General features: G+C 42.9%; 19 protein-coding genes. 6 read left to right on the top strand and 13 right to left on the bottom strand.

Annotated elements, in window-relative coordinates:
• Positions 1 to 18: 18 nt before the first annotated feature.
• The 4 genes from nrfD to BMW53_RS05080 all read right to left on the bottom strand — a co-directional run bounded on the left by nrfD (position 19) and on the right by BMW53_RS05080 (position 5,412).
• Positions 19 to 1,242: an NrfD/PsrC family molybdoenzyme membrane anchor subunit gene (gene nrfD, locus BMW53_RS05095; RefSeq protein WP_051567524.1), complete on the bottom strand. Its 1,224-nt coding sequence runs from the start codon at positions 1,240 to 1,242 to the stop codon at positions 19 to 21.
• Positions 1,235 to 2,098 carry a 4Fe-4S dicluster domain-containing protein gene (locus tag BMW53_RS05090; RefSeq protein ID WP_051567525.1) on the bottom strand — a complete coding sequence of 288 codons (864 nt, stop codon included), beginning with the start codon at positions 2,096 to 2,098 and terminating at the stop codon, positions 1,235 to 1,237. Before BMW53_RS05090 ends, nrfD begins: the two co-directional genes overlap by 8 nt.
• A gap of 30 nt (positions 2,099 to 2,128) precedes the next feature.
• A complete protein-coding gene (locus BMW53_RS05085) occupies positions 2,129 to 3,814 on the bottom strand; it encodes a hypothetical protein (protein ID WP_038554762.1) in 1,686 nt (561 codons plus the stop codon).
• Positions 3,815 to 4,137: 323 nt separating this feature from the next.
• A complete protein-coding gene (locus BMW53_RS05080) occupies positions 4,138 to 5,412 on the bottom strand; it encodes a BamB-related PQQ repeat family beta-propellar protein (protein ID WP_074780281.1) in 1,275 nt (424 codons plus the stop codon).
• A gap of 96 nt (positions 5,413 to 5,508) precedes the next feature.
• On the opposite strand from BMW53_RS05080, the gene BMW53_RS05075 reads away from it, so the two are divergent.
• From BMW53_RS05075 to BMW53_RS21475, 3 genes are all read left to right on the top strand, one after another.
• Positions 5,509 to 6,297: an endonuclease/exonuclease/phosphatase family protein gene (locus BMW53_RS05075; RefSeq protein WP_217642891.1), complete on the top strand. Its 789-nt coding sequence runs from the start codon at positions 5,509 to 5,511 to the stop codon at positions 6,295 to 6,297.
• 255 nt (positions 6,298 to 6,552) lie between these two features.
• Positions 6,553 to 6,756, top strand: a complete 204-nt coding sequence (locus BMW53_RS05070; RefSeq protein ID WP_038554767.1) for a hypothetical protein — start codon at positions 6,553 to 6,555, stop codon at positions 6,754 to 6,756.
• On the top strand, positions 6,744 to 7,028 hold the full coding sequence (locus tag BMW53_RS21475) for a type II toxin-antitoxin system YafQ family toxin (RefSeq protein WP_218917949.1): 285 nt from the start codon (positions 6,744 to 6,746) through the stop codon (positions 7,026 to 7,028). Before BMW53_RS05070 ends, BMW53_RS21475 begins: the two co-directional genes overlap by 13 nt.
• Before the next feature lie 28 nt (positions 7,029 to 7,056).
• Here the strand turns inward: BMW53_RS21475 and BMW53_RS05060 are convergent, their stop codons facing one another.
• The 7 genes from BMW53_RS05060 to BMW53_RS05030 all read right to left on the bottom strand — a co-directional run bounded on the left by BMW53_RS05060 (position 7,057) and on the right by BMW53_RS05030 (position 15,855).
• Positions 7,057 to 8,403 carry a saccharopine dehydrogenase C-terminal domain-containing protein gene (locus BMW53_RS05060; protein WP_038554776.1) on the bottom strand — a complete coding sequence of 449 codons (1,347 nt, stop codon included), beginning with the start codon at positions 8,401 to 8,403 and terminating at the stop codon, positions 7,057 to 7,059.
• 143 nt (positions 8,404 to 8,546) lie between these two features.
• Positions 8,547 to 10,088, bottom strand: coding sequence for an L-piperidine-6-carboxylate dehydrogenase (gene amaB / locus BMW53_RS05055; RefSeq protein ID WP_038554779.1), 1,542 nt, complete (start codon positions 10,086 to 10,088; stop codon positions 8,547 to 8,549).
• A gap of 184 nt (positions 10,089 to 10,272) precedes the next feature.
• Positions 10,273 to 11,475 (bottom strand): 3-oxoadipyl-CoA thiolase, encoded by a 1,203-nt coding sequence (gene pcaF, locus BMW53_RS05050; protein WP_038554783.1) that lies wholly within the window; start codon positions 11,473 to 11,475, stop codon positions 10,273 to 10,275.
• Positions 11,476 to 11,578: 103 nt separating this feature from the next.
• A complete protein-coding gene (locus tag BMW53_RS05045) occupies positions 11,579 to 12,913 on the bottom strand; it encodes an aspartate aminotransferase family protein (RefSeq protein ID WP_038554785.1) in 1,335 nt (444 codons plus the stop codon).
• 18 nt (positions 12,914 to 12,931) lie between these two features.
• Entirely contained in the window at positions 12,932 to 13,588 is a 657-nt protein-coding gene (locus tag BMW53_RS05040) for a 3-oxoacid CoA-transferase subunit B (RefSeq protein ID WP_038554788.1), read from the bottom strand.
• Complete coding sequence (locus BMW53_RS05035) at positions 13,572 to 14,294, bottom strand: 3-oxoacid CoA-transferase subunit A (RefSeq protein WP_038554791.1); 723 nt, start codon at positions 14,292 to 14,294, stop codon at positions 13,572 to 13,574. The genes BMW53_RS05040 and BMW53_RS05035 overlap by 17 nt, the downstream gene beginning before the upstream one ends.
• Positions 14,287 to 15,855 carry a hypothetical protein gene (locus BMW53_RS05030; RefSeq protein WP_217642890.1) on the bottom strand — a complete coding sequence of 523 codons (1,569 nt, stop codon included), beginning with the start codon at positions 15,853 to 15,855 and terminating at the stop codon, positions 14,287 to 14,289. The genes BMW53_RS05035 and BMW53_RS05030 overlap by 8 nt, the downstream gene beginning before the upstream one ends.
• Positions 15,856 to 16,388: 533 nt before the next feature.
• Between BMW53_RS05030 and BMW53_RS05025 the strand changes: the two genes are divergently transcribed.
• From BMW53_RS05025 to BMW53_RS05015, 3 genes are all read left to right on the top strand, one after another.
• The gene (locus BMW53_RS05025) at positions 16,389 to 17,708 is read left to right on the top strand and encodes a saccharopine dehydrogenase C-terminal domain-containing protein (protein WP_038554796.1); all 1,320 of its coding nucleotides are present in this window, start codon (positions 16,389 to 16,391) and stop codon (positions 17,706 to 17,708) included.
• 157 nt (positions 17,709 to 17,865) lie between these two features.
• A complete protein-coding gene (locus BMW53_RS05020; RefSeq protein ID WP_038554801.1) occupies positions 17,866 to 18,897 on the top strand; it encodes an AI-2E family transporter in 1,032 nt (343 codons plus the stop codon).
• Between the two features lie 163 nt (positions 18,898 to 19,060).
• Entirely contained in the window at positions 19,061 to 20,515 is a 1,455-nt protein-coding gene (locus BMW53_RS05015) for an aminoacyl-histidine dipeptidase (protein ID WP_038554807.1), read from the top strand.
• A 242-nt stretch (positions 20,516 to 20,757) separates the two neighbouring features.
• On the opposite strand, the gene BMW53_RS05010 is transcribed toward BMW53_RS05015, so the two are convergent.
• Together BMW53_RS05010 and BMW53_RS05005 are read right to left on the bottom strand one after the other, a co-directional pair.
• Positions 20,758 to 21,255, bottom strand: coding sequence for a hypothetical protein (locus tag BMW53_RS05010; RefSeq protein WP_038554812.1), 498 nt, complete (start codon positions 21,253 to 21,255; stop codon positions 20,758 to 20,760).
• 35 nt (positions 21,256 to 21,290) lie between these two features.
• A complete protein-coding gene (locus BMW53_RS05005) occupies positions 21,291 to 21,857 on the bottom strand; it encodes a nitroreductase family protein (RefSeq protein WP_038554826.1) in 567 nt (188 codons plus the stop codon).
• Between the last annotated feature and the right edge of the window lie 30 nt (positions 21,858 to 21,887).

The raw sequence follows: 21,887 nt of genomic DNA, 5'->3' as shown, positions 1-21,887 counted from the left end.
TTATTCGCTTTTAAATTGTTAATGTTTATTTTTTGCCCACGATGGCGATTCGCGTAACACAGGCATTCGGCTGATGAACCATCTGAAAATCCATATTTCTATAAATATAATGGCGAAGGATACAACAATTTCCATCCAGGAAGGTGTGTAGTGCATCGCAGAATCCCAACGAAATGCAATAATTGATACGTTCAACCGATTTAACACAATCCCCACTATGGTAATCACTGCGGCTACCCTTGCCCGGAAAATGCTTCCTTTTCTGAAACTTTGAATAAAAAGGAGCATGGGCAATAGTACAAAACCAAATATTTCGAGCATAAACCAGTATCCCATTTGCGAATTTATGTACGCCCATCGGTGCCCGTGAACAAAAACAAGTACCTGCAAAAACAGGTAAATAAACATGCTGAATGCACAAATACGCGAGAGGCTAAGCACGATTTCTTTCCTTGTCTTTTTATCATTTTCGGTAATCTGATCGCTAAAGACCCTTTCACTGATTGACCCCTCGAATATTACCATGGACAAACCTGCAAAGACACTGGAGACAAGAAATAACAGCGGAATAAACCCGGAATACCACAACGGATGGATTTTTTCTTTAGCCATTAAAAACAGCGCCCCAAGCCCCGACTGGTGCAAGGTTGATAAAGTAATACCAAAAATAACGGCTCCCAGCGTTAAGCCAGTAAGAATTTTATGAATACGGCGTGCTCCCAGCCACTCGGCAATGGCAGGCGAAAACTCAATTAACTGAGCAACAATATAGAGCAAAAAATGCCAGGCTACCAGGAATAATACAGAGTTGGCACCAAAATTATTCCCGATTATCGGATTAAAAATGTTCCATGGTTTTCCCAAATCGAGCACTAAAGCTCCGGCATAAAAAACATAAGCCAGAAAACCATTCAACACCGTTACACGCACGATGGAATGAAACTTTTGAACCCCCATAACATACACAACAAAAGTGAGCACATAGGCACCTCCGGCAAAGGCAACTCCTGTAATTACATTAAATCCTTTCCATAGCCCCCATGGAATTTCCTGACTTACGTTGGATACCGCTCCAATGCCATGAATAAAGCGGAAAACGATAATGGCCAGCCCAGCCACAATTACCGGAATTGAAATAATATTAAAAGGTGTTAACCATTTACCTCTTGGTTTCAATTCATTTACTAAAAAGCGCCAAACTGACTTCTTTTCTTTTTTTAGCGGAAATGCAGGGCTAGTCATGATTTTCGTTTTTATTTAAGTTTAAATTAGAGGCTTTATTGAGTCCCAAAAGTAACGACGGTACGAGAACAAAAACAGCAGGCACACTGTATAAAAACCCCTTGGTAAGTGCCGGATACGATGTGTTTTGCACATTGGTATTGAATCCGATTTCTTCGAAAGGCACGGGAGACAAATACAAAAAGGAAGTTCCTCCGGCTTCGGTTTCGCCATAAATATGATCGTAATAAACATCCGGATTTTCGCTGATCCTTCGTTGGGCTTCAGCAATTAATTCGCGACGGGTTCCAAAAAGAAGCGCTTCACCCGGACAGTTTTCCACACAGGCTGGTAATTTACCTTCTTCCTGCCGCTCGAAACACATGTTGCATTTTGTAATTTTTGGATTCGGACTGTTGTACTCGAACTTAGGCACATCAAACGGACAGGAAATCATACAATAACGGCAGCCCATACATTTGTCTTCGCGCCAAATTACCGGGCCTTCCTTGGTTTTATGCATAGCCTGTGTTAAACAGGCAGCGCCGCAAGCCGGCTGATTACAGTGCATACACTGGCGTTTTACATAGACTTCGCCAAGCGAAGTTTCGTAGGCATTTACAACGGTACGCCGGGTTTCATTGGTTTTCCGAACCACACCCATTTCCGGGAAATCTTCCGGCTCGGGCAAATTATGAGCTTCTGCACACGAAAATTCACAAGTTTGGCAACCAATACATTTTGTAGAATCATATAAAATAGCTTTGAATTCTATCACTTCTTCGTTGACGGGTTTTGCCGGTGCTTCTTTCCCCAGAACAAACGTAGCCCCCGTAATACCCAAAGCTTTGAAGAAACTTCTTCTGTTTATACTCATGGTTTGTTAATTTAGATGGTTAGCAGGTATTTAGTGTGTATCAGCAGTATTGATAAAATAATTCTGGAAGTCTTCCCATACCCTGGGATCCAAATCTTTTAATGGATGCAGCATCAATTCGCCTCCTTCCTGAAAGGCCGGTTTTCCCTCTTCCAGGTTCATAATATTCAGTGAACAGGCCAGAAAATCTTTCAGGCGGCTGAATTCCCCGATAATCCATTCGCGATAGCTACGGCCCATTTTTAAAAACTGGGTTTCCCTCAGCCAGTTCGAAGGCTCAATTTTATACACCCAACCTTCACCATAAGGTTCGTTATTAATCATAAACGGATCGGCAACTAAACTTTCATTAATCTCTTTTATCGTTCCCGAAACCGGCGAATTCAGAGTAATTTGTTTACCTTTTCTAATTAAGGTTACCACCGGCTCCATTCGTTTAACCTTTTCTCCCGGGCTTTTCATAATAAGGCGGGTATAGTTGCCGGTAACATTCGAAATGAAATCATCAACTCCCATTTTTACCCGGCCACCTTCTTCCATAAAAACCCAGGTATGCGTTTTATCGAAATACAGGCCATTGGGGAAATCGAGAGAGGCTTCGTTTAACAACTTTACGTACCTTGTTTTATTTAACAAAGGGGCTTTGGCCTTTTGTTTGCGGATGAAATAGCGAACAATAACAAACACCAACAGAAGCCCTAAAACAGCTACAAAAATACTGAAAAACGCAGCGGATCCGGTGCTTGCCGATTCGTATTCGGCCATTAAAACCGGAGGAGTAAGCTTTTCGAGATTCGATTGTTTCTCGGAATGAACCAATTCAGTATATCCATTCTGTGCAACCAATACTTGACCAGAGGAGGTAAGCCAGCTTAAAAAGTTGTTTATTTCAGCATTTTCCGGGAAAGCAGAAGAAACTGCATATATATTGTATATCATCGAATGCGGATATTTCCCGATCCAAACCGACCGCTCAAACTGTTCCGAACTGGCGTAAATATTTTCGTAATAATCCAGCCGTCCGTTTTTGTTACGGTCGATTGGAAGCAGCGCGATATTTTCGGCAAAATCTTTTTGCTCCAGATTGGTAATTACCGACAACCTGCAAAAACCAATGGCATTTATATCACTTTGTACAGCTTTCAGAAATTTATCCTGAGACAGGGCTTCCAATGTGCTGATTTCAGTTGGATCAACTTCGAGGAACTTCGCTACCGATAGTTTTACTTCCGGCTCGTCCAGCACGTAAAAGTTAAGGTTCTCACGATTTTTACTGTCCGCTAATGTGCCCCGGTTTTTATCGTTGTTTTGAAAAACTGTTGCCAGCTCATTAGCAGAAACTCCTGTTTCAGTTAGTTCTTTTGCCAACGGGTTTGCCTTATTAAAAACCGTTACCACCACTTCGCGTCCCAGCGGCAGCTGCCACATTTCACCAATAGTTGATGAAACATCAGCTTGTTGCATAACAATACCAATCGACTGATTACCTGCAACTTTATCTTTGACCTCAGCACGACTGACGGGAGTAAGTTCAAAATTAAAATCAGTGTTTGTTTGCAGGTATTTGGCTATCCACACCTCAGTAAGGTTGCGCATTTCGGGAGTTGTAAAAATCTTTACCTGATCGTTTATCGCCGCGTTTTCGGCGTTTTGGCTTCTCGCACCACTAACTATTAGCAGGAGCAGCACTACGGTTGTTAAAATCCTGGTTCTCATTGTTGAATTAATTTTATCGTTTTTTTTACTGGATTAGAATCCTTTTTACAGATTCTCTTCCAGTTAAAAACGCTTAATCCAATCTTAATGCCAACAACACAAACAACTGACTAACTGAATATTACACAATTCCACCTTGATTTTCAGGCAAAACAAAGTGTTGTATTTTTCAACAGTTATTTTCACCAAACAACCTTCCGTTCTGATTATGTGCAAGTTACATAGATGTTGTATTTTTCAACAGGTGTTGCGTTTTTCAACAGTTATAACTAGCTACGCTTGATTTCGGGCAAATACACATGCTTTTTTTATGAAAAAAGGTATTAATTAATTGAAAAAAGGTGATTTTGTGATCGTAAAAGCATTTTATCGCCAACAAATACCGGTACCGCTTTAACCGTTTCGCTGATATCATTCTCAGCAACTTTCTCGAACGTATCGCCGGGTTTAATGATCGTACAAAATCCTTTTACATTAATAAAGTAAATATTTCCACCGGCATAAATGGGCGACGAATTAAAGTTGCCTCTTAGTTTTTCTTTCCAGATTACTTTGCCGGTCATGGCATCCAGGCAAGTTGCCATTCCGCGGTCGTGTACCATGTACATTTTTCCATCAACAATAAGCGGAGTTGGAATTTGCGGCACCTCATCTTCATACATCCACACCTGATGTGTTTCTGTTACATCGCCCGCACCTGTTGGATCGATGGCAAACTGACGGGTAAAATTCGGTTTTCCATCCAGAAATATCCAACCGGAATTTACAAACACCAGGCCGTTATAATACAAGGACTGACTTACAGTTGAATCGTAACCATATTTAAACGACCAAACGACTTCGCCGGTAGTAACATCGTGTGCAAAACACATAAAAGCAGAGTTACTGATCAGCAAATCGCGGTCGCCAACAGTAATTACAATTGGCGTTTGGTACGACTTCCGGTAAACCGGTTCCAGGGTATCATAAATTTCTTTTGGGCGAACACTTTTCCAAATGGTCTCTCCTGTTTTTTTATCCAGCGCAATTACATAAGGATCTTCGGTTCCTTCCAAATGTACAATCAATTTGTCTTTGTAAATAATTGGCGACGAAGCCGGTCCCTGCATATGGTCACAAGGCATATCATCACGTTTCCAGATCACTTCGAAATTTTCAATATTGACACAGGCAGTTCCAAAACTTCCGTAATGCACGTAAACGCGTCCTTCTTCAACGCACGGAGTTGGCGTGGCATACGAGTTGGTTCCGTGGATACGTTGCGGATCTTCAGCAGTAAATAAGGTTTGTTCATTCAGCAGTTTGCCGGTTTCCAAATCGTAACAAAACAGGTAAAATTCGTGCCCGTCTTTTTCGGCCGAAGTTACCCAAACCCGGCCATCATACACTGCCGGCGACGACCAGCCCAATCCTTTTACGGGCACTTTCCACACTATATTTTCGGAAGCACTCCAGTGCAATGGCACTGTTTCCACATTGGCGTGTCCATCCATGGCTGAACCACGGAAATGAGTCCAGTTTTGCTGCTCATTCCGGCACGAAACCAATACAAAAAGCAAGAAAATAAACGCGGTAAAGTTGTTTTTTTTGGTCATCATTTTAGGTTTAGTTTGTTTGAAATCAAAGTTAATCGAAAAATGGAGTTTCAAAAATTAAATCTCTACCTTCACCCTTTTAATTTAAGATTGATGAAAATGACTAAACTGCTACTTTCAATACTTACGCTTGTTTTTACATTCAACGCCCTTTCTGCGCAGAATAACAGCGATGAAGAATTAACGATTCGGGTTATGACTTTTAATATTTTACACGGAGCCACCACCAATGGAGACTTTGATCTGGATAAAATTGCCGCAGTTATTCATGAAACGAATCCTGATTTGGTAGCTTTACAGGAAGTTGACTTTAAAACCAACCGCGCCCGCAACTACGATCTGGCTACCGAGCTGGGCTGGCGAACCAAAATGGCGCCCTTGTTTGGCATTGCCATGCCTTTTGATGGTGGCGGATACGGGGAAGGAATATTGACAAAAATGCCCATTCTTTCCAGTCGCAATGTTGCACTTCCGCATTCACCCAACAATGAACCACGCGCTGCACTCCAGGTGCTGGTACAATTGGAATCGGGCGATACAATCAGCTTTATCGGTACGCATTTGGAACACCAGGAAAGCAGCCCCGACCGAATCGACCAGGTAAACACCATCAATCAAACTTTTGCCTCGTGCCAATACCCCGCTATTTTAGCCGGCGATTTAAACGCTACACCCAACAGCGAACCAATCACAATTCTAAAAAAATACTGGACAGCCAGCGACGAGAATGAAACCTTAACTTTTCCATCCGACGATCCAGAAATAAAGATCGACTACATCTTTTTCAGGCCTGCCGAAAAGTGGCAAGTGATAGAAACTAAAGTTATTTGTGATGAAATTGCTTCCGACCACTGTGCCCTGCTTTCGGTTTTAAGGCTGGTGAAATAAGGTATGCTGGTGGAAAACCTTTTCTAAAGTTTGAAACTTTGGAAAAGCCACAAAAAAGCCGCTGGTTGTAATCCCAGCGGCTTTTTTCCGGGCATAATCTTTTTTAAACGTAAAGTTTTGGCTAACTCTCCAGATGACTGTTTCAGCAAATATCATCACCCGATGAATTGAAAGCAGACGAAAAGAACTATCTCAAATAAAAATCATCACTTTTTGTTCCTCAATTTTTTAGCTATTTTTGTAAAAAAGGTAATCATGGGAATTTACACCATTAAAATTAACGAGAAAACTAAAGCAGGTAAAAACCTCGTTGCTTTTTTAAAATCACTTAAAGATGTTGTTTCGATAAAAAAAGTAGAACGAAGTGCTGCCATCGATGAAGCCTTAGAAGACATAAATCAAGGAAGGACATTCTCTGCTAATGATTCCAAAGATTTATTAAATCAATGTCTTTCATAATGTATTCCATCCAATATACCAACCGCTTTAAGAAAGACGTTAAACTTTGTCAAAAAAGAGGTTACAACCTTACTTTGTTATCCGAAGCTATTGATATCCTGCAAGCAACAGGCAAGCTCCCTGCCAAATACAGATCTCACCTATTGAAAGGAAATTACGAAGGGTTATATGAATGTCATTTAAAACCAGACTGGCTACTAGTTTGGGAACAAAATGACCATCAATTAACCCTGCTTTTTATGACTACCGGAACACATTCCGATTTATTTTGATCACAAAAAAAAGTTTTATTTTACACGATTATTTCTCGATTAAACATGAAGTTTTTTCCATTTCATCAAATTTGATCCCAAAACGTTCCAGCTCATTTAAAATCGGCTCATAAATATAGGGCTGGGTAGGAATTAAAACGCCGCTTTGTTTTAGCCTGTCAGTCAGAAACAATTTGGCGGCCACTGCCAGCGGCAAACCTACTGTTTTCGCCATAGCTGTTCTTCTGCCCGATTCGCCAACAACCACCAGCGAACTGTTCTTTTCCACCTTTTCCTTCGTGTCGCGATTGAGGTATTCAAACTTATGCCACATCACAATCATATCTTTATCGTCGGGCATCAGCTGCCATTTTTCCGAGAGCAATTTTTCCATCACCTGAGCTGGAGTAGCGCGTTTTAACCCGATCTTCTTCTTTTCGAAAATCCCCAGCCACTCCAGTTTTGGAATGATTTCCGAATCCATCGGAATTTGCATGGAATGATACAGTTTCAGGTCGATGGTATCGGCCGGATGGTAATACAAAAAGGAGTTAATAAACTCGCGGTAGGTCATGTCTTCCACATTGTCGATATAGTGCTCGTCGCTGGTGGCCCCCAGTTGCACAAAAACATTCCAGGCTTTGCAAAATCCCGGGCGACGCAAGGTCCCGCGAAAAACCGTGGGTACTTCCTGCAATCCGTATTTATCGATATAACTCATCGAATCGCGATTGGCATAGCCTTCAAACCAACCGTATTCATTAATTTTTATGAGTTCTGTGCGACGGAACAAACGGTTATAGGGTATGTATTTCACTTTCCCTTTCTGAATAAATTTTGCCGGGCCGCCCTGCCCTGCCAGCACCACATTTCGCGGATTCCAGCTAAACTTATAGTGCCACGGATTGTCATCCGATTCGGGCGCCACCAAACCACCGGTAAACGATTCAAAGGCCTCCAGCCGATGGCCTTCCTGTTTTATCTGGTTAATCACACGCATTGCCGACATGTGATCGAGGCCGGGATCGAGGCCGCATTCGTTCAAGAACAGCAGCCCTTTACTTCTCACCTCTTCTTCAACCTGCTGGGCTTCCTTACTTTCGTACGAAGCGGTAAACAGACTTTTCGAGAATTTCAGGCACGATTGCATCACCAGCTTATGCAGCCGCGCCGGCAACATCGAAATTACCAGGTCGGCCTGACTCACTTCCTGTTCGCGGGCAAAGTCATCGCGCACATTTAAAATGGAAAAAGACAATCTCAAGGATTTTGCCAGGTCGCTTTCTTCGGCATCCACAACTTTTATGTGCCAGTGGTATTTTGATGCACGTTCGGCCAGGTAGGTGAGCAAAAATACGCTCGATCTGCCGGCTCCGAATATTAATATGTTTTTCATAATTTTTAGCAATTAGTTACAAGCTTGGTATTTATTCACCCGGTGACTTCGAGTCACCGGGTGAATACCGTCGAACCGTTTTAGTGATACCCTTGCTTTTGAGTGATACCCTCACTCAGAGTGAGCGTATCACTATGTGCTTCTTATACATTAAATTCAATTCCCTGAGCCAACGGAAGCTCTGTACTGTAATTTATGGTATTAGTCTGACGTCGCATGTAGGCTTTCCATGCATCGGAACCCGACTCGCGGCCACCACCGGTTTCTTTTTCGCCACCAAAAGCACCACCAATTTCAGCACCCGAAGTACCAATATTTACATTGGCAATGCCACAATCTGATCCTTCGTGCGACAGGAATTTCTCGGTTTCTAACATGTGCGTTGAAAAAATTGCTGACGATAATCCCTGCGGAACATCGTTATGAATACGAATGGCCTCTTCCAAAACGGAATAACGAATCATATAAAGCAGCGGCGCAAACGTTTCGTCCTGAACAATTTCGTAGTGATTTTCCACCTCGGCGATAGCAGGAGTTACAAAACATCCTGATTCGTAACCTTCTCCCGACAGCACTTCTCCGCCAATCAGCAGATTTCCGCCTTCTGCTTTTACTTTTTCAATGGCGGCCAGGTAAGTATCCACGGCCCAACGATCAACCAGCGGGCCAACCAGTGTTTTTTCATCCAGAGCATGGCCAATTGGCAACTGCTCATAAATGGCAATCAAACGTTTTTTAAAATCATCGTAAACCGAATCGTGAACAATAATACGACGTGTTGAAGTACAACGTTGGCCGCAAGTGCCCACCGCACCAAACACCACCGCACGAAGCGCCATTTCCAGATCGGCATCAGGAGTAATAATTATGGCATTGTTGCCACCCAATTCCAGAATGGTTTTCCCAAGTCGCTGCCCAACAAGGCCGCCAACTTTTTTACCTATTTTTGTAGAGCCGGTAAACGACACCAGCGGAATATTTTTATCGCTGAAAAACTCATCGCCCAATTCGCGTGATCCTGCTGCTACAAGATTCAAAACCCCCTCAGGAATATCGTTTTCTTTTAAAACTCTGGCAACGATATTGTGCACAGCAATGGCACATAAAAATACTTTCGATGAAGGTTTCCATATCACCACATCGCCGGCAACCATTGCAATCATTGCGTTCCAGGCCCAAACGGCCACCGGAAAGTTAAAGGCCGAAACCACGCCCACAATTCCCAGCGGATGATACTGGTCGTACATGCGGTGCTTTTCGCGTTCCGAATGCATGGTAAAACCATACAACTGGCGCGACTGGCCCACAGCAAAATCGCAGATATCAATCATTTCCTGCACCTCGCCCAAGCCTTCCTGATAAATTTTCCCCATTTCGTACGAAACCAGTTTTCCGAGCGGCTCCTTGTATTTGCGAAGTTCCAGACCAATCTGACGCACAATCTCGCCACGTTTTGGTGCCGGCACCATTCGCCACACTTTAAAAGCGTCTTTTGCTTTTTCCACCACCTCGTGGTAGTCGGCCGCAGTTGCCTGATTCACGGTTGCAATCAATTCCCCGTCCGATGGCGAAAACGATTCCACAACTGCACCGGAGGTTGTTTTCCATTCGGTTCCGGTGCAAACACCATTATTAACTTCACTAATTCCTAACTGTTTTAATTCTTTTGAGATGTCGATTTTCATTTTATTTATTTTTAGTTGTTTACAAATTCTTTTTTACCCCTTACCCTTCAGGAGTTCCCCTTTCAAGGGGAACAAGCGTTAAACAAACTTCCTGCGTTTCTTTGAAGCCTCCCTCTTTACATTTTACGTTTTTCCCTTATTAAGGGAAAATGTCGGCAGACAAAAGGGTATAGTTGTTTAATATCTATACCTTCTCCAAAACCATTGAAACTCCCTGCCCCACGCCAACACACATGGTGCAAAGCGCGTATTTTGAAGTTTTATTTTGCAGCTGATAAACTGCTGTTGTCACCAGGCGCGCTCCCGACATTCCCAGCGGATGACCGAGTGCAATGGCGCCGCCAAGCGGATTCAGACGCGGATCATCGTCATCCATTCCCAACGAACGAGTGCAGGCCAGCGATTGCGCGGCAAATGCTTCATTTAATTCAATAATGTCCATTTGGTCCAGACTCATTCCCAGCCGTTTCAACAACTTATTGGTGGCCGGTACCGGTCCGATTCCCATGGTACGAGGCGGCACACCGGCTGCCTGAGTTCCCAGAACCCGGACTTTCGGCGTTAAATTGAACCTTTTAACAGCCGCTTCCGATGCAACAATTACAGCAGCAGCTCCATCGTTAATGCCCGAAGCATTGCCGGCAGTTACTGTTGTTCCCGGGCCATAAACCGGATTTAAGGTTACCAGTTTTTCCAATGAAGTCAGCCTCGGGTGTTCGTCCTTTTCAAAAATTACCGGATCGCCTTTTCGCTGTGGAATGGAAACCGGAATAATTTCCCGCGCCAGTGCTCCGTTTTGTTGTGCTTCAGCCGTTTTCAACTGACTGTTGTGTGCAAACCGATCCTGATCTTCTCGACTTATACTGAATTCTGCGGCCAGATTTTCAGCCGTACAAATCAACGGATCGGTTCCGTATTTTTTCTGAAATTTTTCATTCACAAAACGCCAGCCAATGGTTGAGTCGTAAATTTCTGCCTGACGCGAAAACGCACTTGTATGTTTTGGCATTACAAAAGGCGATCGCGACATACTTTCGGCGCCGCCGGCAATTATCAGTTCTGCCTCACCAGCTTTTATGGCGCGTGCTGCCATTCCAATGGCTTCCATTCCCGAGGAGCATAAACGATTAATGGTTACGCCCGGCACCGACTCCGGCATTCCGGCCAACAACAAAGCCATTCGGGCAATATTACGATTGTCTTCGCCGGCCTGGTTGGCACATCCCATCAGCACATCATCGAAAGCTACTGCTTCAATCTGCTGGTTTCGTTCCAACAATGTTTTTATGGGAATAGCTGCCAGATCATCGGCCCTTACGGCAGACAGCCCTCCTCCATATTTTCCAACAGGTGTGCGTATTGCATCGCAAATAAAAACATCTGTCATAGTTTAGATTTTAGTATTGAGACTTTGAGTAGAGAAATGGAACAGGCAAAAAGCAAAATGACAGTTGGCAATTCTCAAATCATTATTCATTCGTCTCCATTCGTTAATCATTATTTAGTTTTTCAATCTTTGGTTTTAGCGCTTTAAAAGCCCTGAACAAACCTTCTGTTAACTGATCAATTTCCTTTTGTGTCATTACCGTTGAAAGCATACACGAAAAAGTGTTAATCATCAGTGTATTTTCTTTATAATACATGTAATCCAGCAACTCATTCACCAGCTTTTTCCCTTCTTTATCCTGATAAGCCTCGCGGTAAGTTGTGGGCGGATCGGGCCGAAGGTGTATACGAAACATCGAGCCGGCACCGGTAACCGAAAACGGAACACCGGCGAGTTTTATGGCTTCGCGAATTTGTTTAACGGCAATATCAGCCAACGAATTAAGCTGCTGAACCGCTTCCGAATCAAAATATTTCATGGCCTGGTAACCGGCAGTCATCGTGATCGGATTAGCCGAGAAGGTTCCTGAATACGGCAACAAAAGATTCTTTTCATGCGGATCAAAAACCTGCATCACATCAGCTCTTCCGGCCACAGCACCGACAGGGAAACCACCACCGATTATCTTTCCAAGCGATGTCAAATCCGGTTTCACTGAATAATTTTCCTGTGCGCCACCGTAATTCACCCGAAACGTTACCACCTCATCAAAAACCAGTAAAGCCTCGTTTTTCCTTGTCCAGGCATAAAGCGCTTCTATAAAATCATGATTCCCGGGTACTAATCCTACACGATGAGGAACAGGATCGACGATAACACAGGCGATATCTTCCGCATGTTTATCCAGAATATTCAGCGTTCGTTCAATGTTGTTGTACGGATATATAACCACGTCTTTGGCTACACATGGTGGTGTTCCGTGAGCCAGCGGAACACTGCTGGGCTGATCTTCCTTTCCCCAGTTTGACGGATCTGCCATTTGGCTGACTTCAGCAAAATCGTAAGTTCCATGATAAGCCCCTTCGGCCTTTGCAATTTTTGGCCGGCCGGTAAATGCCCTCGATGCTTTTATCATGGCCATTACCGCTTCAGTACCTGAATTCATAAAACGAATACGCTCGAAACTCGGCACGCGTTCGATCAGGTGAGTAGCAAAAGCCACTTCAATTTCGGAAGCCAGCGTGTATGCAGTTCCTTTTTTTAGCTGTTCGATAACCGCATCAACAATTGGCGGAAAGGAATGACCGTGAATAAGTGCCGCCATGTTATTGGCAAAATCGGTGCGCACTGTGCCATCGATATCGGTAATGTAACAGCCCGATGCACTGTTGGCATAATTCGGATAAGGCATCCGGAAAACGGTATTCCGGCTTACTCCACCACTTATTACCTGACGTGCCTTGTTGTAAATTTCCTCGCTATTTTCTTTTTTAGCCATCTTTTTGTTCTTACTGATTTAATCCTGTTGCAATGGCGCTTCGGTGTGTTGTTGCAGAAACTCGAAACTCACTCCGGGAGCCATTTCCCGCACATAAAGCTGTTTATTCCTGACATCAATTATTGCATAATTGGTATAAATGCGACTCACCACATTTTTTCCCGTTAGAGGATAAGTGCACTGTTTTACAATTTTGGAGCCGCCCGTTTTGGTGGTGTGTTTTGTAATTACATAAATAGTTTTTACGCCGGCCACCAAATCCATAGCTCCCCCCACGGCCGGAATATCCTTGGGATTTCCGGTTGACCAGTTGGCCAGATCACCTTCTTCCGAAACCTGGTAAGCTCCCAGCACACAAATGTCGATGTGGCCGCCACGTATCATCGCAAAACTATCGGCATGATGAAAATAAGCCGCACCGGGAATAGCCGTGACATATTTTTTTCCGGCATTTACCAACTCCGGATCTTCATGCTCCTCTTCTGCAACATTTCCCATCCCAAGCAATCCATTTTCGGTATGATAGATCACTTCACGTCCTTCAGGAATAAAACCGGCAACCATTTCGGGAATACCGATTCCCAGATTTACGTAGGCACCATCGTGAATATCCATAGCCACTTTTTGTGCCATTTCGGCGTTGCTCCAACCTGTTATTTTAGTAGTTAATTCCATGGTATTTTACATTTTCGGAAACCAGTTTCGACTCGTCGGCAGGATTGGAAATTTCCACTACACGATGAACAAAAATTCCCGGTGTTACCACATGTTCCGGATTAATATTCCCCAGTTCAACCACCTTTTTAGCTTGCACAATAGTTTGTTTGGCAGCCATACACATAACCGGCCCAAAGTTGCGGGCTGTTTTGTTGTAAATAAGGTTTCCGTATTTATCGGCAGCGGCACATTTCACCAAGGCAAAATCAGCCTGAATGGCTTTTTCCATAACGTATTCCCTGCCGTTAAACCCGCGTATTTCTTTGCCTTCTGCCAAAGGAGTATTTACTGTTGTTGGCGTGTAAAAAGCAGGGATTCCTGCTCCGGCGGCACGAATGCGCTCGGCCAGAGTTCCCTGGGGAACCAGTTCCAGCTCAATTTCGCCGGCCCGGTACAACTCTGGGAAAACAACAGAAATGGCAGTACGAGGAAAAGAACAGAGGATCTTTTTCACCTGACGGTTTTCGATAAGTGCGGCCAGCCCAACATGTCCGCTACCGGCATTGTTACTCACTACCGTCAGATCTTTTGCTCCCTGATCAACCAGCGCGTGAATCAATTCTACCGGGCTACCGGCTTCACCAAAACCACTGATCATTACGGTTGCTCCGTCGAAAATGCCGGCAACCGCTTCTTTTGCCGAATGCACGATCTTGTTAATCATGGCCTGCCATTTTTAACGATTCTTTTTTTAGCGCTTCTTCCAGTCTTCCCTCAATCTCTTCCAACTCATCTTCGTAGAAATACTTATCGGCCTTGTAAGGCTTTAATTTTTCAATTGTATTTTCCTGCTCGTTGTACTCGGCAAAATATACGCGGTCCATCCACTCCATGTTCCGGGCTTCGTTGAATTTTAGCACGAACACTTTTTCGCCATCAATTTCTGTTGTGCCCATCAGCGAGGTTTTTCCGGCAGAGGAAGTCATCGTAATGTAGCGCGACGGACGATTTATCGATGCCAGACTGCGATACACCTTGTTGAATACTTTGGTGATATCGGCCAGCGGTGCTGTGAAATGATGATGCTCGCCGGTTGGCCGTGCGCAGTACATCGAATGGAAACCAATACCAACCATGGCCAGTATATTGCCTAAATCAATCCAGTTTTGTGCCGACCGATCGACATCCACTTTGCCGTTTTCATCTTTATACAAACTAATGGTGTTCATAATCGGACTTTGGCTCTTCACTTTTATGTCGTATTTTTTCAGGCGCTGAATAGCTGCAAGTGCTCCCGGATTCAACAGCTCACGCGGTGTTGAGGTATGCGACATCCAAACCACCTGGATACCATTTTCAACGGTAGTTTTCAGCAGCTCCAGAATTTCTTTAAACCGATCGGTGAGCAGAAATTCAGGATGAAAAGTGATAGCCCGCGAGCCAATTCGTAATGTGCGGATATGCAACAACTCATCGTCTTCCAGAATTGGAGTGAGGTATTCTTTCAATCGCTTGTATGAAATGTAGCCCGCGTCTCCTCCGGTAATTAATATGTCGGTAACTTCTTTGTGCTTTTTCAGGTAATTATGCACCTGCCCGATGTCGTGCTGAACAAACATATCTTCGTCGCCACGCACCTGTGCATGACGGAAACAATAGGTGCAAAAAGCAAAACAGTTTTGTGTTCCGGCATCCAGAATCAGTTTTATCGGCGGATACTTGTGCTGGCTTCCTTCCAGAATTTCAATCTGCCCCTCGTCGTTATAAAAAAACGGTTTGTTCAGTTTTTGTTTCCCATCGTGCGGATTGGTTTTTAACTGGTAAGCTTCAACAACTTTCCGTCGATCTTCTTCGCTTTGGGCATCCAGGTATTTTTGTACATCAGTTTTGTTAATCATATCCGGCTGCGGAAACACCAGGTAGTAATTCGGATCATTTTTATAGTTGCTCCAATCAATGGTATTCAGAATATGTTTGGTCGCCATAAAACGGTACACTTCAAGAAAAAACTCACGTTCTTTTACACGTTCGAGCTCTACTCCATTAGCTTTCAATACATTTAAAATTTCACGAAAACCGGCTAACCCGGTGTAATGGGTTTTTCCTGTAAAAAGTGGAGTACCCGTTTTTGAAAAGCCGGAATACTGAGGATAACATTTTTGCAGGCGGTGAATTAATCCTGCTGATAAAAGCTCCTCGTTTTTAATGGTTTGTATTGTTTCGGGCGTAAAATTGTAAGCACGCATCATTTCATCAACATTTAATGATTCTTTCGTACTGTTCATTTCAATTGAATTTAAAAGTTACTATTGAAAATTTAGAAAACACTCAAGACCCAATGCATAGCCTTATACGAGCCATACAGGAAGGCTGTTGCGCTTCATTCCGAATCCGTCTTACCGACACTGATTTGAAAGCATTTTAACAGTAAAAAGTATTGACAGGCGCCAATAAGAGTTGTGGAATAAAACCAACTGCGGTTGCAGCTAATGTGAAACCTTATCATCATCGAGGCACTCTGGCATGCCTTGATAGAAAAAAACAGGACATGAATACGATTGTACCATGTGCCCAATTTATGAAAATTTAAATCAGAAGTCCATGATTTTTGTGATAATTTATAAAAATGGAAGATATCATCTTTTGTTAAATAAATTTTTAGCAACTTAAGGGGCTATTAAAAAGTATTTTTTTGCCGAAAAAGTAAGACGTTTAATTCGTTAACACGACCAAAAATTCAGCAAAAACCAGAGTAATATTTATCGAACGAATTCTTATTAATTTCGTTTGAATAATTGGAAACAGAAAACAGAAAAAAATGAAAGTACTATTACTTGGCGCCGGAATGGTAGCCAAACCACTTGCCGATTATATTCTTAACAACCAAATAGAATTAACCATTGCCAGCCGCACACTTGCAAAAGCCGAAAAGTTAATCGGAAACCATGCAAACGGTAAAGCGCTGCAATGGACCATCGACGATCTTAACCAACTGGATGAACTGATTGCTTCGCACGATTTAACTGTAAGCCTGTTGCCGTATGCACACCATGTAACGGTTGCCCAACTGTGTATTAAGCACAAAAAAAACATGGTAACCACATCGTATGTATCAGAAGAAATGAAGGCACTGGATGCTGAAGCAAAAAATGCCGGAATTATTATTCTGAACGAAATTGGTGTTGATCCGGGCTTTGACCATATGACTGCCATGCGAATCATCGATAAGGTAAAAGAAAAAGGTGGCAAGATCAAGGAATTTTACTCGTTGTGCGGAGCACTGGCCGCCCCCGAAGAAATTGACAATCCGTTTAAGTATAAATTTTCGTGGTCGCCAAAAGGTGTAATTATGGCCGGAAATAACGGAGCGAAATATTTAAAAGACGGCGAAATTGTTGAACTCCCCACTGAAAAGCTTTTCAAAGATCCGTTGAAAATTGATTTTCCCGAAGTTGGAGAGATGGAAGTTTACCCCAATCGCAACTCGTTGGCTTACATCGATATTTACGGATTAAAAGATGTTACCACCATGTACCGCGGCACGTTCCGTTACCCCGACTGGTGCGAAATTATGGATGCCATGAAAACGCTTGGCTTGTTTACCTACGAGAAGCAAAATTTTGCCGGCAAAACTTACAAAAAAGTTATGGCACGCCAGCTGGAAGTTTATCCGGCCAACATTAAAGAAAAAGTAGCTGAACGGCTGCGGTTGCCGATCGACAGTCCTGCTATTCGGGCTATGGAATGGCTGGGTCTTTTCAGCGATTATATGGTTGCAATGGACGAAGGATCGAATTTTGATTTGGTTACCTACCTGATGCTCAAAAAAATGATGCTCCCCGAAGGTGCCCGCGACATGGTTATCATGCTTCACTCGTTTTTAATTGAAAATGCCAACGGAAGCAAAGAAGTTATAAAATCGCGGTTATTGGATTTTGCCACCAAAGAAGATACATCGATTGCAAGAACAGTTGCGCTACCTGCAGCCATTGCGGTTAAAATGATTTTGGATGGAAGAATTACGGACAAAGGCGTTCATATTCCGGTATCAAAAAGTATTTACGAGCCTATTTTAACGGAACTGGAAAAACTTGGCATTGCCATGAAAGAAGAATGGGGACTGCCCATTAACAACTAGTTGCGGGTTTCGCCGGTTTTAATCGAATATACTTTCATTTTTGAGTGTGCATTACCAACCGACGGTTTAGTTTAAAAACCACAACGAACGTTCAAAAATTAAGCAAAACAATCAGAGAGCGTAGTTTTTTGTATTTTTCCCCAATAATTTCAGCCGCATGGAAACAAGTAAAAAAATTTACATTTTTCTAATCGTAATTACAATTGTGGTGGTTTGTATTTATGCACAATCCATCATCATTCCGTTTATTCTGGCCATTCTGTTTTGGTTTCTTATCCGGGTAATTAAAAAGTTACTGCTAAAAGTAAAATTTGTTGGCCGCATGCCTAAATGGATCATCACTCTGTTTTCAACCTTAGTGTTGATCGGCTTTTTGGTGCTCGCTGTTTCCATGATATCAAAAAACATTAAGGTTCTATCGACAACCCTGCCGGTTTACGAAGCCAATGTAAATAAAATTGCACAGCAAATTAATCAGCAATTTGATGTTGACATTATGAATATGGCGGGAAATTTTGCCCAAGATCTGAATTTCGGCAGTATTCTTTCATCGCTGTTAAGTACACTAACCGGGCTATTTGGCAACGCCTTCACGGTGTTACTTTATCTGCTGTTTTTACTGTTGGAAGAACCGATCTTTCCCAAGAAATTAAAAGCCATGTATCCGGACAAGAAACGTTATGAACATGTAAAAGAACTGGTAGATAAAATCGATCATTCCATAGGAAACTATGTGGCACTAAAAACACTTACCAGTTTGTTAACTGGTTTTCTGAGTTATTTTGCGCTGCTGTTTATTGGCATTGATGCGCCATTGTTTTGGGCTTTTCTCATCTTTGTTCTCAACTTTATTCCAACAATCGGGTCGCTAATTGCCACAGCGTTCCCGGCAATATTTGCCATTTTACAGTTTGGCGAAATCACTCCGGGAATTCTGGTACTGTCGATTGTTGGAGCCATTCAGTTGGTTGTTGGCAACTTTATCGAGCCGCGCCTAATGGGCAATTCACTAAACATCAGCCCTCTGGTGGTATTTTTAACCCTTGCCATCTGGGGTGTCATCTGGGGCATTTCAGGCATGCTGCTCAGTGTTCCTATTACGGTAATTCTGATAATAATTATGTCTGAATTCCCGGGTACAAGGCCCTTTGCCATTTTACTGAGTCAAAAAGGTTCGCTCAACAAATAGCAAACTGCAACTATTCAATGTCTGCCCATAACCAATAAGGCTCGCTGTAATAAAAAACATTGAGCATGTAAACAAAAACCGATTTCAACATAACAGGAACTGCCATCTGTCAATGAATTTTTACTTCATTTTTTGCACCTTTGGGAATTTAAAATAGTAAGCAATGAAAACATTAGCAACACTGCAACCGCAACCACTTTTTAACTATTTCGAAGCCATTTGCCAGGTACCCCGGCCATCGAAAAAAGAGGAAAAAATAAGAGCGTACCTATTGCAATTCGCAGAAGAAAATAAACTGGAAGCCCACACCGACAAAATTGGAAATGTAGTGATAAAAAAGCCTGCCAGTAAAGGAATGGAGCAGGCGCCAACCGTTATTCTGCAAACGCACATGGACATGGTTTGCGAAAAGAATTCGGACAAAGAATTTGATTTCGATAACGATGCCATTGAGCCAATGATTGTTGACGGCTGGGTGAAAGCCAACGGAACAACATTGGGTGCCGATTGCGGAATTGGCATTGCAGCCCAATTGGCTGTACTGGCTTCAAAAGAATTAAAACACGGCCCAATCGAATGTTTGATTACTGTTGATGAAGAAACCGGATTAACAGGTGCTTTTAACCTGCAGCCGAACTTTTTATCCGGGTCGGTTTTGTTGAACCTCGACTCGGAAGATGAAGGTGAACTGTTTATTGGTTGTGCCGGCGGAATTGATACGCTTGCCACTTTTAATTACCAACAGGAAAAAACGCCTGAAAATTCAATCGCAGTAAAAGTTTCGGTTAGCGGACTTTTAGGTGGGCATTCGGGCGACGATATCCACAAAAACCGTGGTAATGCCAACAAAATCCTTAACCGCTTTTTGTGGAACTGGAACGAGGGTTTTGAAATCAGGCTTGCCGATTTTAACGGCGGAAATTTACGTAATGCCATTGCACGCGAGGCTTTTGGTATTTTTACAATTCCTGCAAAAAAACGAGATGAAGTGTTCGCTTCATTCAATAAAATGGCCGCTTCGATAAAAGATGAATTTCAGTTTGCCGAGCCAAAATTGGAAATCAGTTGCACGGAAACCGAACTACCTGCTTTTGTTGTTGATACTGATACGCAAAACAAACTTTTAAATGCCATCTATGCCTGTCCACACGGTGTTTTGGAAATGAGCTCGCGCATGGAAAATATGGTGGAAACCTCAACAAACCTGGCTTCAGTAAAATTTACCAACGACAATAAAATCGTGGTAACTACCAGCCAGCGCAGCGAAATTGAAGGACGGAAATATTATGCCGCCGAAACCGTAAAAGCGGTATTTAATCTTGCCGGAGCAGCAGTAATACACAGCGACGGCTATCCTGGCTGGACGCCAAATCCTAATTCTGATATTTTGAAAACTACCGTTGATTCTTATAAAAAATTGTTTGGCATGGAACCGGTTGTTCGCTCGATTCACGCAGGACTGGAGTGTGGACTTTTCCTTGAAAAATACCCGCACCTCGATATGGTTTCATTTGGACCAACCATTAAAGGAGCCCATTCGCCCGATGAAAGACTGGACATTTCAACCACCGAAAAATTCTGGAAACACCTGGTTGATGTGCTTGAAAATATAAAGTAATAGAATAGGAAAAAGCTGCTTCAAAAAGGTGCTATTTGAAACGTCACCCTGAACTTGTTTCAGGGTCTGTACTCGCTGGAGGTGAGATTCTGAAACAAGTTCAGAATGACGTATATGGTTATTTTGAAACAGCTTTTTTATTCTTTGTTAAAATAATACCGATTTAACAACAAAATGTCGCATTCTTTCATTTCATTCCGAATGCTCCAGTATTGTAGCATCGGCATTAACCATTGTAATCTTTAAAATTCCATGCAGCTTTTTAAAGAACAATTGGTATAAAATGATCGTAACGCAATGTTGGTTCCTAAACTTTCAGGATTATTCCTTTCCATAATCCGGATTTGCAGCGTGTGTTTTCTGTTCTTCAAATCCTTATCCAGCGTATAGCCTTTAAGCGTTGTCTCTGCATCTTTCGAAAAAGTATCCAATTCAAACCAGGGTTGTCCATCCAGGCTGTATTCAATAATTCCTGAGTGGTTATCGGAGTACACCAAAATACCAACAGCTGTTCCTTTAAAGCGGAATTTGATTATCTCTCCGGGATATTCTCCTTTCAGCACCTTTTCGTCCGAAACGCTTGTCAATTCCCAGCCTTTTATGGGCTTTGGCGGATCGGGCGAAACAAAAACAGGATTCGGAAAAGTTACCCCGTCAACCAAAGTTGATAAGTCCTGATCGGTTTGTGCCTGTGTAGTTAGGCACATAACCAGCAATAAAAAGATTCCCACTATTCGCATGATTCAGATTTTTTAAAAAGCTGAAGGTAAGAATTTCAATCTTTCCATTCAATTTTTTCCTTCCAGTCGCGGCGCCCGGGCGAAGGAAAATCCATCATTACCTGCCCAACATAAAAGAAACCTAAACTTTTTTGGTTGTTTTCCAACTCCAGTAATTCATCAAACAGCTCGATAAAACCCGGTGTTGCCCAAAACGCAGCCAATTCCATTTCGGTAGCGGTTAGCCACATATTTTGCACGGCCATCGATACTGCTGCAATTTCTTCCCACTCGGGTAACCGACCGGCTGAATCGGGCTGCAAAATTACTGCAATGGCTACGGGCACACGCTCAATGGTTGATGCAAACTTTTCGATTTTCTCTGATGCAACCGGGTAACCTTCCTTTTGCTTTTCCAAGAGTAAAGCTTTGGCTTCGGCAGCCAGTTTGGCTTTGGCTTCGCCACGATAAACCTTAAACCGCCAGGGTTCGGTCTTTTTATGGTTGGGAGCCCAGTTGGCACTTCGTAACAACTCTTCTACCGAGCCGTTTGGCAGGTCCTTTTTGGCAAATAATCGTGGCGGTGTTGCTCTTCGGTTCTTTATAATTTCAGTAACTGACATATAGTTTTTTTAAGAAAAACACAGTTCCCC

The organism is Draconibacterium orientale (assembly GCF_900111425.1).
Lineage (GTDB): Bacteria > Bacteroidota > Bacteroidia > Bacteroidales > Prolixibacteraceae > Draconibacterium > Draconibacterium orientale.
This window is presented reverse-complemented; position numbering and strand designations above follow the sequence as displayed.

Bases quoted from the DNA above. Each gene is read 5' to 3' on its own strand.
- nrfD (WP_051567524.1), bottom strand. From the start codon at position 1,242: ATGACTAGCCCTGCATTTCCGCTAAAAAAAGAAAAGAAGTCAGTTTGG.
- BMW53_RS05090 (WP_051567525.1), bottom strand. From the start codon at position 2,098: ATGAGTATAAACAGAAGAAGTTTCTTCAAAGCTTTGGGTATTACGGGG.
- BMW53_RS05080 (WP_074780281.1), bottom strand. From the start codon at position 5,412: ATGATGACCAAAAAAAACAACTTTACCGCGTTTATTTTCTTGCTTTTT.
- BMW53_RS05070 (WP_038554767.1), top strand. From the start codon at position 6,553: ATGGGAATTTACACCATTAAAATTAACGAGAAAACTAAAGCAGGTAAA.
- BMW53_RS05045 (WP_038554785.1), bottom strand. From the start codon at position 12,913: ATGGCTAAAAAAGAAAATAGCGAGGAAATTTACAACAAGGCACGTCAG.
- BMW53_RS21475 (WP_218917949.1), top strand. From the start codon at position 6,744: ATGTCTTTCATAATGTATTCCATCCAATATACCAACCGCTTTAAGAAA.
- BMW53_RS05035 (WP_038554791.1), bottom strand. From the start codon at position 14,294: ATGATTAACAAGATCGTGCATTCGGCAAAAGAAGCGGTTGCCGGCATT.
- BMW53_RS05085 (WP_038554762.1), bottom strand. From the start codon at position 3,814: ATGAGAACCAGGATTTTAACAACCGTAGTGCTGCTCCTGCTAATAGTT.
- BMW53_RS05005 (WP_038554826.1), bottom strand. From the start codon at position 21,857: ATGTCAGTTACTGAAATTATAAAGAACCGAAGAGCAACACCGCCACGA.
- BMW53_RS05030 (WP_217642890.1), bottom strand. From the start codon at position 15,855: ATGAACAGTACGAAAGAATCATTAAATGTTGATGAAATGATGCGTGCT.
- pcaF (WP_038554783.1), bottom strand. From the start codon at position 11,475: ATGACAGATGTTTTTATTTGCGATGCAATACGCACACCTGTTGGAAAA.
- BMW53_RS05075 (WP_217642891.1), top strand. From the start codon at position 5,509: ATGACTAAACTGCTACTTTCAATACTTACGCTTGTTTTTACATTCAAC.
- BMW53_RS05025 (WP_038554796.1), top strand. From the start codon at position 16,389: ATGAAAGTACTATTACTTGGCGCCGGAATGGTAGCCAAACCACTTGCC.
- amaB (WP_038554779.1), bottom strand. From the start codon at position 10,088: ATGAAAATCGACATCTCAAAAGAATTAAAACAGTTAGGAATTAGTGAA.
- BMW53_RS05015 (WP_038554807.1), top strand. From the start codon at position 19,061: ATGAAAACATTAGCAACACTGCAACCGCAACCACTTTTTAACTATTTC.
- BMW53_RS05020 (WP_038554801.1), top strand. From the start codon at position 17,866: ATGGAAACAAGTAAAAAAATTTACATTTTTCTAATCGTAATTACAATT.
- BMW53_RS05040 (WP_038554788.1), bottom strand. From the start codon at position 13,588: ATGGAATTAACTACTAAAATAACAGGTTGGAGCAACGCCGAAATGGCA.
- BMW53_RS05060 (WP_038554776.1), bottom strand. From the start codon at position 8,403: ATGAAAAACATATTAATATTCGGAGCCGGCAGATCGAGCGTATTTTTG.
- BMW53_RS05010 (WP_038554812.1), bottom strand. From the start codon at position 21,255: ATGCGAATAGTGGGAATCTTTTTATTGCTGGTTATGTGCCTAACTACA.